Origin of the sequence: Proteus sp. HMSC14B05 (assembly GCF_001808035.1) — a bacterium.
GTDB classification, from domain to species: domain Bacteria; phylum Pseudomonadota; class Gammaproteobacteria; order Enterobacterales; family Enterobacteriaceae; genus Proteus; species Proteus mirabilis.
Genome location: NZ_KV791994.1, coordinates 159254 through 173078, shown reverse-complemented (window position 1 = coordinate 173078; position 13825 = coordinate 159254). Strand labels below are relative to the sequence as shown.

The 13825-nt window shown below is 38.5% G+C and carries 14 protein-coding genes; 11 read left to right on the top strand and 3 right to left on the bottom strand.

The window, feature by feature from the left end; genetic code table 11:
• Window positions 1-3 precede the first annotated feature (3 nt).
• Complete coding sequence (locus HMPREF3129_RS12225) at window positions 4-963, bottom strand: siderophore ABC transporter substrate-binding protein (protein ID WP_004249039.1); 960 nt, start codon at window positions 961-963, stop codon at window positions 4-6.
• Window positions 964-1416: 453 nt separating this feature from the next.
• Between HMPREF3129_RS12225 and HMPREF3129_RS12220 the strand changes: the two genes are divergently transcribed.
• The 6 genes from HMPREF3129_RS12220 to chbG all read left to right on the top strand — a co-directional run bounded on the left by HMPREF3129_RS12220 (window position 1417) and on the right by chbG (window position 6769).
• Window positions 1417-1743, top strand: a complete 327-nt coding sequence (locus HMPREF3129_RS12220; RefSeq protein WP_004246718.1) for a PTS sugar transporter subunit IIB — start codon at window positions 1417-1419, stop codon at window positions 1741-1743.
• Between the two features lie 89 nt (window positions 1744-1832).
• Window positions 1833-3191, top strand: coding sequence for a PTS N,N'-diacetylchitobiose transporter subunit IIC (gene chbC, locus HMPREF3129_RS12215; RefSeq protein WP_070487051.1), 1359 nt, complete (start codon window positions 1833-1835; stop codon window positions 3189-3191).
• Between the two features lie 61 nt (window positions 3192-3252).
• Window positions 3253-3600 (top strand): PTS N,N'-diacetylchitobiose transporter subunit IIA, encoded by a 348-nt coding sequence (chbA, locus tag HMPREF3129_RS12210; RefSeq protein ID WP_004249042.1) that lies wholly within the window; start codon window positions 3253-3255, stop codon window positions 3598-3600.
• An 8-nt stretch (window positions 3601-3608) separates the two neighbouring features.
• A complete protein-coding gene (chbR, locus tag HMPREF3129_RS12205; RefSeq protein ID WP_004246722.1) occupies window positions 3609-4457 on the top strand; it encodes a transcriptional regulator ChbR in 849 nt (282 codons plus the stop codon).
• A 160-nt stretch (window positions 4458-4617) separates the two neighbouring features.
• Window positions 4618-5970: a 6-phospho-beta-glucosidase gene (locus HMPREF3129_RS12200; RefSeq protein WP_004246723.1), complete on the top strand. Its 1353-nt coding sequence runs from the start codon at window positions 4618-4620 to the stop codon at window positions 5968-5970.
• Window positions 5971-6007: 37 nt separating this feature from the next.
• Complete coding sequence (chbG, locus tag HMPREF3129_RS12195) at window positions 6008-6769, top strand: chitin disaccharide deacetylase (RefSeq protein WP_004250027.1); 762 nt, start codon at window positions 6008-6010, stop codon at window positions 6767-6769.
• Between the two features lie 107 nt (window positions 6770-6876).
• Here the strand turns inward: chbG and HMPREF3129_RS12190 are convergent, their stop codons facing one another.
• The gene (locus HMPREF3129_RS12190; protein ID WP_036919324.1) at window positions 6877-7443 is read right to left on the bottom strand and encodes an Ail/Lom family outer membrane beta-barrel protein; all 567 of its coding nucleotides are present in this window, start codon (window positions 7441-7443) and stop codon (window positions 6877-6879) included.
• Between the two features lie 201 nt (window positions 7444-7644).
• Window positions 7645-8340, bottom strand: coding sequence for a hypothetical protein (locus HMPREF3129_RS12185; RefSeq protein ID WP_036919319.1), 696 nt, complete (start codon window positions 8338-8340; stop codon window positions 7645-7647).
• Window positions 8341-8774: 434 nt separating this feature from the next.
• Between HMPREF3129_RS12185 and HMPREF3129_RS12180 the strand changes: the two genes are divergently transcribed.
• The 5 genes from HMPREF3129_RS12180 (at window position 8775) to HMPREF3129_RS12160 (ending at window position 13801) form a co-directional block, all read left to right on the top strand.
• Window positions 8775-9554, top strand: a complete 780-nt coding sequence (locus tag HMPREF3129_RS12180; protein ID WP_036919317.1) for a class I SAM-dependent methyltransferase — start codon at window positions 8775-8777, stop codon at window positions 9552-9554.
• A gap of 21 nt (window positions 9555-9575) precedes the next feature.
• Entirely contained in the window at window positions 9576-11153 is a 1578-nt protein-coding gene (gene nikA, locus HMPREF3129_RS12175; protein ID WP_004246728.1) for a nickel ABC transporter substrate-binding protein, read from the top strand.
• Window positions 11154-11215: 62 nt separating this feature from the next.
• Window positions 11216-12142 carry a nickel/cobalt ABC transporter permease gene (gene opp1B, locus HMPREF3129_RS12170; RefSeq protein ID WP_004249045.1) on the top strand — a complete coding sequence of 309 codons (927 nt, stop codon included), beginning with the start codon at window positions 11216-11218 and terminating at the stop codon, window positions 12140-12142.
• Window positions 12143-12144: 2 nt separating this feature from the next.
• Complete coding sequence (gene opp1C / locus HMPREF3129_RS12165) at window positions 12145-13014, top strand: nickel/cobalt ABC transporter permease (protein WP_004249047.1); 870 nt, start codon at window positions 12145-12147, stop codon at window positions 13012-13014.
• Complete coding sequence (locus HMPREF3129_RS12160; RefSeq protein WP_004246731.1) at window positions 12992-13801, top strand: ABC transporter ATP-binding protein; 810 nt, start codon at window positions 12992-12994, stop codon at window positions 13799-13801. The genes opp1C and HMPREF3129_RS12160 overlap by 23 nt, the downstream gene beginning before the upstream one ends.
• Window positions 13802-13825 lie beyond the last annotated feature (24 nt).

Below are 13825 nucleotides of genomic sequence, written 5' to 3'. Positions count from 1 at the left end.
ACTTTATTTTTTTTGATCCAACGCCTGATTAATTGTATCCATTAAGCGAGAGTAAGTTTGTATCCCACCGGAGATATAAATCGAGCTGGCATCAAGATAGATAATTTGGTCTTTATTCCATGCATTAACCTTTCTAACTAGGGCATTATCAAGCACTTGTTTTGCAGGTTGTGAATCTTCACGACCAATTGCCGCATCACGGTCAATGACAAACATCCAATCTGGATTAAGTTTTAGCAGTAGTTCTGAGTTAACAATATTACCGTGAGAGCCTGGGCTATCGAAAGTATATGCAGGTTCAAAGCCCAATACATCGTAGATAAAACCAAAGCGAGAGCCTGGGCCATAAGCGGAAATTTTACCGCCACTGACTAATACGACCATTGCTTTACCCGCATCTGGGGTTTTTGCTTTTACCGTATCAATTTTGCTATTGAAGTCAGCTAATAATTTTTTAGCTTGTTCTTCTTTACCAAAAATTTGACCTAAAGTCGTTGTACGCTCAGTGAGGCTGTCAATAAAGCGTGTGCTGTCGATATCCATAGAAATGGATGGTGCGATTTCACTTAATTTGGCATATGCATCGCGAGCACGACTACCCGTTAAAATCAGATCAGGGGCAGTAGTACTGAGTTTTTCGTAGTTTGGTTCAAACAGGCCACCTTCGTTGATGTACTCATTTTCGTTGGTGTATTTCTCTAGAAATTTAGGTAAGTGGACGTTTGTTTGTGGTAGGCCAACAACAGGTACGCCAAGAGCATCAACAATATCAAGTGTTTCCATGTTCATCACAACCACTTTTTGTGGGTGAGCAGGGATCTCAGTGGTGCCTTGAGCATGTTCGATAGTGAGAGTTTGTTTCTCTGTGGATTGCGTTGTTGAGGTATCTTGTGCGTTATCACAACCTGCGATAACCAGAGAAGACAGCAATAAGAACAGTGGGCTTAATGATTTTTTAAACATTCTCTTTCCCATATTGTTGCGATATGAAATAGCACAGTTTACTAGCTGTGACCTAATAATGAGCTTCACAAAGGAAACAATGATTATACCAAAAAACTAAAGAGTAATGATACTAATTCACATTCTCACAATAATAAAGGATTAACTTATATTATTGTGCTGAATCTTTGCATCAGATCATGTGAAGAGAAGAATAGACAAATTTTGTAACGCGAAACAATGCTAAAGATTTTTTGCTTAATTTGTGAAGAGGGTCAATACGCTAGGTCAATCAGAGACAATTATGAGTCAGTAAAAAATATCGTTAGTGAGTATCATTGCGTATACTTTATTCAATCAGAAACAATCTTAATTGCTAAATTTTACTTTAATTCTGTACTGACATCTTAATCAATGCACATGAGAAAGTAGCATTATCTCTAGGGCAGAGTGTGGCCAATTTGAGAGGGTTTTATGCAAAAGAAATATATTTATCTATTTTGTTCTGCTGGCATGTCAACATCTCTGTTAGTGACAAAAATGCGTGCACAAGCAGAAAAATATGATGTACCCGTTATTATTGAAGCTTTTCCAGAAACATTAGCAGAGCAAAAAGGCCAAGAAGCGGATGTCGTTTTATTGGGGCCACAAATTGGTTGGATGCTCGCTGATATTCAAAAATTATTACCCAATAAACCTGTCGAAGTCATTGATTCATTGTTATATGGGAAAGTGGATGGATTAGGTGTATTAAAAGCAGCAGTAGCTGCCATTAAGAAAGCATCAGCAACAACTAATTAATTTTTTTATTGTTATTTTTATTTATTCCAGTCAAAGAGTGAATTTTTCAGCTAGCCGAGCAATTAGCGGCATTTTAAGGGTATTTTTCTATGAGTAAGGTCATTGGTTCACTTGAAAAGGTACTCCTTCCTTTTGCGGTTAAAATTGGAAAGCAACCTCATGTTAATGCGATAAAAAATGGTTTTATCCGTTTAATGCCATTAACACTTGCCGGGGCAATGTTTGTACTTATCAATAATGTTTTTCTCAGTTTTGGTGAGGGCTCCTTTTTTTACTCCCTTGGTATTCGTTTAGATGCCTCAACAATTGAAACACTTAATGGTTTAAAAGTCATAGGTGGTAATGTCTATAACGGTACGTTGGGAATAATGTCATTGATGGCGCCGTTCTTTATTGGTATGGCGCTAGCGGAAGAGAGAAAAGTCGACCCTATTGCGGCGGGATTACTTTCTATCGCCGCCTTTATGACGGTAACACCTTATGACGCTGGTGGCGCTTATGCTGTGGGGGCGAACTGGTTAGGAGGTGCCAATATTATCTCAGGGATTATTATTGGCCTTGTGGTTGCCGAAATGTTTACCTTTATAGTGCGTCGTAATTGGGTTATCCGTTTGCCCGATAGTGTACCTGCCTCCGTTTCGCGCTCTTTTTCTGCCTTAATTCCTGGTTTTATTATTTTATCAATTATGGGAATTATCTCTTGGGGATTAGCGCATTACGGTACACATTTCCATCAAATCATTTTAGATTCTATTTCAACGCCATTGGCTTCGTTAGGATCGGTTGTCGGGTGGGCTTACGTTATTTTTACCTCTTTGCTGTGGTTCTTTGGTATTCATGGTTCATTGGCGCTGGCGGCACTTGATAGCGGTATTATGACACCTTGGGCATTAGAAAACGTCTCTATTTATACCGAGTATGGTTCAGTTGAAGCGGCACTTGCAGCAGGCAAAACGTTCCATCTTTGGGCAAAACCGATGCTAGATTCGTTTATCTTCTTAGGAGGAACAGGGGCGACGTTAGGTCTGATATTAGCTATCTTTATTGCATCGCGTCGAGCAGATCACCGTCAAGTGGCGAAGTTAGCATTACCTGCGGGTCTATTCCAAATTAATGAACCTATTATTTTTGGTTTACCTGTGATTATGAATCCAGTGATGTTTATTCCTTTTATTCTTATTCAGCCAATCCTTGCTGCTATTACCGTAACCGCTTATTACCTTGGGATTATTCCGCCGGTCACAAATATTGCACCTTGGACGATGCCAACAGGGTTAGGGGCATTTTTTAATACCAATGGCAGTATTGCCGCACTGTTATTAGCACTCTTTAACTTAGCTGTTGCAACACTGATTTATCTGCCTTTTGTGATTATTTCTAATAAAGCACAAACCGAAATTGATAAAGAAGAAAGTGAAGAAGATATTGCTAATGCATTGAAATTTTAACGAATAGACAATGGCTGTGCAGTGCTTATTTTGCACAGCTAAGCACCAAAGAGGGGGAATGATGTTAGATATTGAGAATTGCGTTGATAGCTCAGCGACAGATGATGAATTTGAAGAAATTATCATGGGGTTAATTATTAATTCAGGGCAAGCACGAAGTATCGCTTATGCAGCGTTAAAAAAAGCGAAGCAAGGTGATTTTGCACAAGCCAAGAAAATGATGGAACAATCTCGAACAGCATTAAATGAAGCTCATAAAATACAGACCCGCTTAATTGGTGATGATCAAGGATTGGGTAAAACGAAAGTGAGCTTGGTACTGGTACATGCTCAAGATCATTTAATGACATCTATGTTAGCCAGAGAGCTTGTCACAGAGCTTATCGAGTTACATGAAAAAATAAAGTAAGGCGAATGATGATGCACTCATTAAAAGCGCAAGCTGAAATACGCATGGTATATGAAAACCAATTATTTAATGGTAAGAATTTTCATGTGTTTATTTATAACAAAACAGAAAGCGTCAGTGGGTTGCATCAGCATGATTATTATGAATTTACTATTGTTTTAACAGGGCGCTATTATCAAGAAATTAACGGTAAAAAGGTGTTATTAGAGCGTGGTGATTTTGTCTTTATTCCTATTGGCTCGCATCATCAAAGTTTTTATGACTTTGGTGTAACTCGTATTTTAAATGTGGGAATAAGCAAAGCTTTTTTTGATAAACATTATCTTCCTTTATTGCCCGCTTATTTTGTTGCTTCTCAAGTTTATGCATTAAAAAATGAGTTTCTTTCTTATATTGAATCCGTGATTAGCTCATTAAATTTCAGACATACAGAATTTAATGAATTTATTGAAATTGTCACCTTTAATGTGGTGAATAGATTACGACATTATAGAGATGATGGTATTGAAGATGATATTCCCTTATGGCTAAAAGACGCCATTGATGGAATGCATGATAAAAGCCGATTTGGGGAGAATGCATTAGCAAATATGGTGCAATTATCAGGAAAATCGCAAGAGTATTTAACTCGAGCAACTCGCCGTTATTATGATAAAACGCCGATGCAAATTATTCATGATATTCGAATTAATTTTGCTAAAAAACAATTAGAAATTACGAATTACTCCGTTACCGATATTGCTTTTGATGCAGGTTATAGTAGCCCGAGCTTATTTATTAAGACTTTTAAGAAGATAACATCGCTGACACCAAATAGTTATAGAAAGAATTTATACAGTATTAAAGAGACTAACTAATTTATAATTAAGCGTAAAAAGCAATCAATAATATCAATTGATTTTTATTAAATAGAGAGAGAAAGAAGAAAATAACGTTATTTTCTTTAGGGATTTTTACGCCTTAATTTTGCCATTAATAGACAAATAACAGCATGATTGTGCTGTATGGGAGTATTTTATGAGTCATAAGTTAAAAGTGGTCACCATTGGTGGAGGAAGTAGTTATACACCTGAATTATTAGAAGGATTTATTAAACGTTATCATGAATTGCCGATCACGGAATTATGGTTGGTTGATGTTGAAGAAGGCAAAGAAAAACTGGATATTATTTTTGCGCTTTGCCAGCGTATGATAAAAAAAGCGGGTATCCCTTTAACCATTTATAAAACACTTGATCGTCGTGAGGCATTAAAAGAGGCTGATTTCGTCACTACACAGTTGCGAGTTGGTCAATTAAAAGCAAGAGAATTGGATGAAGCCATTCCGTTAAGCCATGGTTATTTAGGCCAAGAGACCAATGGTGCCGGTGGGCTATTTAAAGGATTACGTACTATTCCGGTTATTTTTGATATTATTAAAGATGTTGAAGAAATTTGCCCTAATGCGTGGATCATAAACTTTACTAACCCTGCAGGTATGGTGACGGAAGCGGTTTATCGCCATACCAATTTTAAGAAATTTATTGGTGTTTGTAATATTCCTATCGGTATGAAAATGTTTATTACTGATGTGCTTAAGCTAACGGAGCAAGATACGCTTTCTATTGATCTGTTTGGCTTAAATCATATGGTGTTTATTAAAGATGTGATTGTTAACGGTCAATCCCGTTTCCCTGAATTATTAGAAGGAGTCGCTTCGGGGACGTTAACCGCAGGATCGGTGAAAAATATTTTTGATTTACCTTTTAGTGAGGGGCTAATTCGTTCTCTTAATCTGTTGCCATGCTCTTATTTACTCTACTACTTTAAACAAAAAGAGATGTTAGCCATTGAAATGGGGGAATACTATAAAGGTGGCGCTAGGGCTAAGGTTGTTCAGCAAGTCGAAAAACAACTGTTTGAATTGTATAAAGATCCACATTTAAATATTAAACCTAAAGAGTTGGAATTACGTGGAGGGGCTTATTATTCTGATGCCGCTTGTGAAGTGATTAATGCGATTTATAACGATAAACAGGCGGAGCATTACGTCAATATTCCTCATCACGGTCATATTGATAATATCCCTGCAGACTGGGCAATTGAAGTGACGGCTATTTTAGGTAAAGACGGAGCCAAACCACATCCACGTTTAACCCATTTTGATGAAAAAGTGCTGGGGCTTATTCATACTATCAAAGGGTTTGAGATCGCAGCCAGTCAAGCGGCTATTAGTGGTGAGTTTAATGATGCATTACTTGCGATGAATTTAACGCCGCTGGTACTTTCCGATAAAGATGCTGAAGTACTGACTCGTGAGATGTTATTAGCACACAAAGCGCACTTACCTAATTTTGCTCATGCGATTGCACAATTAGCAGCATCAAACTAAGTGATTTAGACTCAATAAATCATAAAAAGGAGACAGAATGGCACATTTGTTAATTGTCAATGCCGATGATTTTGGGCTGAGTAGAGGGCAAAATTATGGCATTGTTGAATGTCATCGTCATGGCATAGTGACATCAACGACAGCGTTGGTGAATGCTGAAGGTATTGAGCATGCTGCACAATTATGCAAGGAGCTACCTCATCTTGGTGTCGGGCTTCATTTTACATTGACTATGGGACAGCCGCTGTCTCCTATCCCTTCTTTAACGCGTAATGGGGTGTTAGGTAAATGGCTATGGCAAATGGCAGAGCAAGAGCAGTTACCTTTAGATGAGATACGAGTGGAGCTTAATGCACAATATCAGCGCTTTGTTGAGTTGTTTGGTTGTCCCCCCGACCATATAGACAGCCATCATCATGTGCATATGTTTAAACAAATTTTCCCCATCGTGGCAGAGTTTGCACAACAAAAAGCATTACCGATACGTGTTGATAGACTGTTGGCACAAAAAGAAAATCTTAATACTCAAGGGGTTATTAGTAGTGATGGTTTTGATAGTCAATTCTATGGTGATGAAATCAGCCAAGCCTTGTTTTTAAAGACACTGGATGACGCTAAAGCACGTGGTGAACAATCGCTTGAAGTGATGACACATCCTGCTTTTATTGATAATCCTTTACGTGCGAGTGGTTACTGTTTCCAACGTTTAACGGAATTAGAGGTGTTGACGCAATCATCGTTAAAACAAGCGATTGCTGAGCGTGGATATCAATTAGGTACTTATCAAGATTTAATTTAATAATATTATCTCGTATTTTAAAAATATCCCAGAGTGGGTCTGTGAAATAATTTGCCTCTGTTATTGATAATGACAGAGGCTTTTTTATAATTTAATTAAATCAATAATTAGAAGCTATAACCAATATTTGCAATAAAGCCATCAATAATTAATTTATTATCACTTAATTTATTCATTTTATAACGGCTGTTTTCATAGCCAACGGAAACAGAAAGCATATCGATAGGGTTAATGGTAACACCGGCTCCCCAGCTAAAAGCATTTTTCTTGATTATACTTTCAGGTACTTGTCTAGTATCTAAACCTTTAAATTCGATTTGAGCCATACCTGCCACACCATATACACTAATATAGTCATTGAGGCGTAGGGTTGGTCCCGCCATCACTGAATAATAGCGGGCATCAACATCTTTTATTAATTGTTTTATAGGCTTATTAAAATCATATTCATTTTGCGCATAGGTAGCAATTGCCATAATACCTAGCTGTTGATTGAATTCTTGACGTATTGAGAGATTACCACCGCGCATAATACCTGATTGGCCGGCAATTTTTATTTGTGCATAACCTGCAGAAATTGTTGTTTTATCTAATGAGGTATTTTCATGTGCTTGAACGGTAGAAATAGAAAATATTCCACTGATAAATAATGCTGATAATAGTTGTTTTTTCATTTTTAATATTCCATTTACTTACTATTTAGAATGGTGAATTATAGTAATGACAATTGTTTAAATTGGAATAAAAAAAGATAAGTGAGATGAAATAGATTTTTTTTATACAAAAATAATAATTTATTGGCGTGTTTGTTTTTATAAATAAATAGCGTTTATATCAATATAAAACGCTATTTTTAATTTTATTTAATACCTAAATTATTTATTTGTTGTTAGGTTATCTTGTTTATTAGTCGTATTAGTTGTAACTGTCATCGTTGAGGTAGAGTGAGTTGCGACAGCGGTCGCAGAAGTATCATTGATAGAAGGCGTTGTATTGATATCAAAACATCCTCTTAACCATGAGACTAAGGCAATTAAAACCAATAATAATACCAGTAACCAACGTAACCAACGGTGGCGAGTTTTTGGTGATATTTTTGCAAGCGCCGCTCCGGCAGCCGCTGCACTAGAGCCAGCAGTGACTTGTGCAACAGTCGGCGCTAAAGGTGTGGTACGAGGCCACCAAGTAATAATGGGTTTTCCATTAATGATATAGATGCTCTCTGCATCGGGTAGGGTTGAGGCGGTATCAAGCAGATGGCGCTCTTCATCGGTAATGCGTTGCTGTGAAGCAAGTAATGCCGTTTGCTCTTTAAGATTTTTTAAATCATCATCGAGAGCATCTCTTATCTCTTGGCGTTGTTGCTCTGACAATGCATTTAATGCCACTGGCTGACCGGATATTTCACCATACCATTCAATAGTATCTTCTGCAGTTTTTTGCGGGGTTGCAAACAAGGTGTGATATTTAGCAGGAAAGTGTTGTATCAGTAACTGTATTAATTGCTGTTGATGAGCTAAGGCAAAATCAGCACGAGTGGTATTGGTTGTTAATCGTGAAATGAGATCCATATGAGAGTGCCTTTATTGATAGCGAAAAGAAAATTATCAATCAACATGACTATCTAATCACTATAGCGCTTTTGTGTGCAAGAAGAAATCAAGGCCGCTATTTTTTATCCTTAATAAGAACGCTATTTGGGCGACGTAATAGCGGTTATTAAGCTATCTGCGCAAATTGTTTCTAGATCTTCTCTATCGTCAGTATTAGCCTAAATTCTGTTTGCTTGGTATCCATTTTACACCTTACGATAATGCGTTTCGGTAAAAATCGATGTGAGTCAACGAAAGCCAGCTTGCCTTTGGAGAGCTAAAAATCATTGATATAGCACATGGAGGATCTCGAAACTAAAAGGTAAGGTGGCTGACGAAGACACACAATCCCCTTCTTTTTCTCGTTTAGGGAATTTTTACCTCTCTTATGTTGATACAACAGCAGGTTTTTGATGACAAATAAAATCGATAATAACCAATTACTTCATGATGTGACCCGTTACTGGAATATTCGCGCTGAAAGCTATAGTGCTGCCAACCAGCAAGAGTTATTAAGTGAAAAACAGCAAAAATGGCGTCAGTTATTGTTAAGCCATGTCAAAGAAGGGGAGACATTAAAGGTTCTTGATATCGGTACGGGGCCGGGATTCTTTGCTATTTTATTAGCGTTGTCGGGCCACCAAGTCACTGCAATTGACGCCACGCCTGGGATGTTGCTTGAGGCTAAAAATAACGCCAGCCAACATAATGTTTCTATTAACTTTGTTTGTGGTGATGTGCAAGATCTTCCCTTTGGCGATGAACAATTTGATTTGGTCGTCAGCCGTAATGTGACATGGAATTTAAAATCACCCAGTGAGGCTTATCAAGAGTGGTTTCGCGTATTAAAACCAGGGGGAAGCTTAATTAATTTTGATGCCAATTGGTATTTACATCTGTTTGATGATGAATATTGGCAAGGTTTTCTTGCTGATAGAGAGCGAGCGGCGCAAAAGCAAGTTGCTGATCACTATGTTAATACTGATACAAAAGAGATGGAAAGAATTGCTCGCCAATTACCATTAAGCCAAGTTAAGCGTCCACAGTGGGATATTAATACACTACTAGATATCGGTTTTATTCGTTATAGCGTGGATATTCGTATTGGTGATCACGTTTGGGATGAAGAAGAAAAAATTAATTACGGCTCAACCCCTATGTTTATGATCCATGCTCAGAAAAATAATCGATGAGAATGATAAAAGGAAAATAATGTGAAACCTCTATTTACAGTTATTCCTACACTATTATTAACATTGGCGTGCGTATTTCCTGCTTTTGCCAATCAAAGTAATAATATATTGGATTATGCCAGTACAAAAGATATCCGTGATATTAACCCCCATCTTTATTCCGGTGAAATGGCCGCACAAAACATGGTATTTGAACCTTTGGTTTTAAATACCGATAAGGGGGTTGCACCTTATTTAGCACAACGCTGGGAAATTTCTCCGGATGGTAAAAGTTATACCTTTTTCTTGCGCCAAGACGTTACATTTAGTGATGGCGAACCTTTTAATGCGCAAGCGGTAAAACTTAATATTGAGGCTGTATTAGATAATTATCAGCGTCATGCATGGCTAGAATTGGTACGTCAAATCGACAGTGTCGAGGTTATCGATCAGTATACTGTTAAGCTAAATTTAAAAAATCCCTATTATCCAACCTTAACTGAACTTGGCTTAACTCGCCCATTTCGTTTTATTTCACCTAAATCATTTATTAACGGTAAAACTAAAACAGGGGTGAGTCATTATATTGGTACGGGGCCTTGGGTGCTCACGGAACATAAAAAAGATCAATATGCTGAATTTAAGGTTAACCCTCATTATTGGGGGCAAAAACCAGCATTAACTGGGGTGATGTGGCGAGTGATCCCCGATAGACAAACAATGCTATTATCCTTACAAAAAGGAGATATTCAGCTAATTTTTGGTGCAGATGGCGACATGTTAGATATGGACTCTTTTGACGCATTAATGGCATCTGATAAATTTAAAACACAAATGAGTGCACCTATTGCTTCTCGTGCTATTGTGCTCAACAGTAGTCGCCCTATTACTTCAAGCCAAAAAGTACGCCAAGCATTAGAGTATGCCGTTGATAAAGAAGGGATTGCTCAAGGTATTTTAGCGGGAAGTGAAAAAGTCGCTGATACATTAATGGCAAGAAGTGTACCTTATTGCGATTTTGATTCACCAACTTATATTTATCAACCGGAAAAAGCTGCCTCGTTATTAGAAGAGGAAGGCTGGCTATTACCTGCGGGTAAAACAGTGCGTGAAAAACAGGGAAAACCGTTGCAGTTATTGCTCTCTTATAATGTGAATAATGCGGTTGAAAAAGAGATAGCCGAACTATTGCAAGATGATTTTAAGAAAATTGGCGTTGCACTGACGGTATTAGGGGAAGAGAAACAGGCCTTTTTAGATAGACAGAAAAGTGGTGATTTCGATTTACAGTATTCTCTTTCGTGGGGAACACCTTACGATCCCGCCTCTTTTGTCTCATCCTTTAGAATTCCAGCTCATGCTGATTACCAGGGACAGAAAGGGTTAGCCAATAAAGCACAATTAGATGCGATGATTGGCGAGTTGTTGATTACGCCAGATGAACATCGCCGTCAGACATTATATCAACGCTTATTTACCTCATTAGCGGAGCAAGCCGTCTATATACCATTAACCTATTCGCGTACTAAAGCGATTTACCGTAGTGAATTGGAAAACGTTGGTTTTAATCCATCTCAATATGAAATACCTTTTGAAAAGATGCGTTTTAAAGCCGAATAACCGATTAATTTAAGAGGTTACTTCAATATGGCACTGATCCGGTGCCATATTGGTTAAAGCAGATGTTACGTTATCTATGTTGGCGCCTATTGGCGATATTGCCGCTAGTGTTGATTATTTCGTTTATTGCCTTTGTTTTGCTGAATTTAGCACCGTCTGATCCGGCAGAAGTGGCTTTGCGTGTTAACGAAATTGTACCGACGCCCGAAGCGATTGAAGGTATGCGCCGTGAGCTTGGTTTAGATAAGCCTTTTTTCACACGCTACTTTTTATGGCTTGTAGCGGGATTTCAACTGGATTTTGGCACCTCTTTTTTGACCCGAAAACCGGTGATACAAGAGATGTTAACTGCTCTCCCCCCCACGCTTTGGTTAGCGGCTACCGCATTATTATTTACGCTTATTATCGCGTTACCTTTAGCCTTATGGTGTGTGGCAAAACCACATAGCTTGATAGACAAAAGTATTCGGCTGATTGTTTTTGTGTTAACCGCAATTCCTAATTATTGGTTAGGGTTGTTGTTAATTTGGGCGGTGGCGGTTCATTTAGATTGGTTACCTGTCAGTGGTATGTTGACACCACAATCGGTCATTTTACCGGCATTTGCACTCTCTTTAGGTTATATCGGTACTTATTTACGTTTGTTACGGGGCGCAATGCTTAATCAATGGCATCAGCCTTATGTATTTTATGCCCGAACAAGAGGATTACCTGATAAGCTGATTTTGCGTCGCCATATATTACGTAATTCACTCGCTTCTGCGCTGACGGCGCTAGGAATGAGTATTCCGAAACTTATCGCGGGCACGGTCGTGATCGAGAATATTTTTGCATGGCCTGGGGTGGGGCGGCTGTGTATTAGTGCCATATTTGGACGCGATTATCCGATGATACAAGCTTATATTTTAATGATGTCATTGTTATTTCTCTTTTTTAACTTTCTGATAGATATCATTCAGATGAAAGTCGATCCTCGTCTAAGGCGGTAACAATGTGGCGGTTATTCTGGCAACGACTTGCGCAAGATAAAAGTGCACAACTCTGTTTATTGGTGATAGTGATGATTACCATCGCCGGAATAGGCGCACCTTGGTTTGCACCTCATGATCCCACTTTAACATCGATACGCTTAAAATTTCAGCCAATCAGCTTTCACTATCCACTGGGTACAGACAATTTAGGACGTTGTGTATTTTCACGTTTACTCTTTGGTATTCGAACCACCGTTTTTTATGCCATTTATGCGATGAGTATAACACTGCTGATCGGTTGGCTAATGGGGATGTTGGCGGGCTATTTTCACGGTAAAACGGATACAGTGATTATGCGTTTATGTGATGTGGTATTGTCATTTCCTGCGGAAATTATGATCTTAGCCTTAGTGGGCATAATGGGGCCTGGAATAGGTAACATCTTGATTGCGGTGATCTTGGTTAAATGGGCTTGGTACGCCAGAATGATACGAGGCATTGTTCGACAATATTCACATCGTCACTATATTGCTTATGCTCAAGTGATTGGCGCACCACCAACACATATTTTACGACGCCATTTATTACCCGTGACATTAGCTGAAACTATCGTTTTAGCCTCAAGTGATATTGGGAGTGTTATTTTAATGATCTCTGCTCTTTCATTTCTGGGGTTAGGGGTACAGCCACCCACCCCAGAATGGGGCAATATGCTGAGTGAAGCAAAAAATGTCATGGTATTACATCCCGAACAAATGCTACCTGCGGGGATAGCGATTACGGTTGTTGTTACTGCATTTAACTTTTGGGGCGATTTTTTACGTGATGTGTTCGACCCCGATAATCGTCAATCAGTCGGGGATAAATATGAACAATTTACTGACGCTTAATCAAGTCTCAATCTATGATCCTCACAGCGAAAAAAAGCGGGTAGATAATCTCTCCTTTAGCCTTAAACAGGGGCGAACGTTAGCTATTGTCGGTGAGAGTGGTAGTGGTAAAAGCTTAATCAGTAAAGCCATTATTGGCTTACTTCCAAGTACACTTGCACTATCGGGAGAAATTTTTTTTGATGAAAAGCCCCTTCATTTATATTCAGAGCAACAACGGCGTGCCCTATTAGGGACATCGCTAGGTATGATTGTGCAAAACGGTATGAGTGCTTTTGATCCGTTGATAAAAATAGGCAAGCAAGTTAGCCAAACTTTAATTTACCATTTTTCTTATACTAAATTGCAAGCATTCAATGCCACTAAACAAGCATTGGACGAGGTATTTGAGCATCAATCTTTAATGATTATGCAGGCATTTCCTCACCAATTAAGTGGGGGGCAATTACAACGTGTGATGATTGCCATGGCTTTGGCGTTATCACCAAGGTTATTAATTGCTGATGAACCTACTACCGCATTAGACGCTCCCTTGCGCAGAGAAATATTACAGCTATTGCAACGTATCACGATATCTAAAAACACCACCTTAATTTTTATCTCTCATGATCTAGGATTAGTCAGTCAGATTGCTGATGATATTTTAGTGATGAAAGAGGGAAAATTAATTGAGTTTGGTGACAAAAACAGCGTATTAGATACACCTAAGCAAGCCTATACCCGTTATTTAATTGAGGCTAGAGCTAAGCTTTCCCAACGTTTTGCACAGGTGCTTTATGCTCGGTGATCAGCATGAAACGGCGATAAATAA

What these genes read in the sequence shown, in the direction of transcription:
- HMPREF3129_RS12220 (WP_004246718.1), top strand. Translation starts at nt 1,417, where the DNA reads ATGCAAAAGAAATATATTTATCTATTTTGTTCTGCTGGCATGTCAACA.
- HMPREF3129_RS12225 (WP_004249039.1), bottom strand. Translation starts at nt 963, where the DNA reads ATGTTTAAAAAATCATTAAGCCCACTGTTCTTATTGCTGTCTTCTCTG.
- chbR (WP_004246722.1), top strand. Translation starts at nt 3,609, where the DNA reads ATGATGCACTCATTAAAAGCGCAAGCTGAAATACGCATGGTATATGAA.
- chbC (WP_070487051.1), top strand. Translation starts at nt 1,833, where the DNA reads ATGAGTAAGGTCATTGGTTCACTTGAAAAGGTACTCCTTCCTTTTGCG.
- HMPREF3129_RS12200 (WP_004246723.1), top strand. Translation starts at nt 4,618, where the DNA reads ATGAGTCATAAGTTAAAAGTGGTCACCATTGGTGGAGGAAGTAGTTAT.
- opp1B (WP_004249045.1), top strand. Translation starts at nt 11,216, where the DNA reads ATGTTACGTTATCTATGTTGGCGCCTATTGGCGATATTGCCGCTAGTG.
- chbG (WP_004250027.1), top strand. Translation starts at nt 6,008, where the DNA reads ATGGCACATTTGTTAATTGTCAATGCCGATGATTTTGGGCTGAGTAGA.
- chbA (WP_004249042.1), top strand. Translation starts at nt 3,253, where the DNA reads ATGTTAGATATTGAGAATTGCGTTGATAGCTCAGCGACAGATGATGAA.
- HMPREF3129_RS12190 (WP_036919324.1), bottom strand. Translation starts at nt 7,443, where the DNA reads ATGAAAAAACAACTATTATCAGCATTATTTATCAGTGGAATATTTTCT.
- HMPREF3129_RS12180 (WP_036919317.1), top strand. Translation starts at nt 8,775, where the DNA reads ATGACAAATAAAATCGATAATAACCAATTACTTCATGATGTGACCCGT.
- HMPREF3129_RS12185 (WP_036919319.1), bottom strand. Translation starts at nt 8,340, where the DNA reads ATGGATCTCATTTCACGATTAACAACCAATACCACTCGTGCTGATTTT.
- opp1C (WP_004249047.1), top strand. Translation starts at nt 12,145, where the DNA reads ATGTGGCGGTTATTCTGGCAACGACTTGCGCAAGATAAAAGTGCACAA.
- HMPREF3129_RS12160 (WP_004246731.1), top strand. Translation starts at nt 12,992, where the DNA reads ATGAACAATTTACTGACGCTTAATCAAGTCTCAATCTATGATCCTCAC.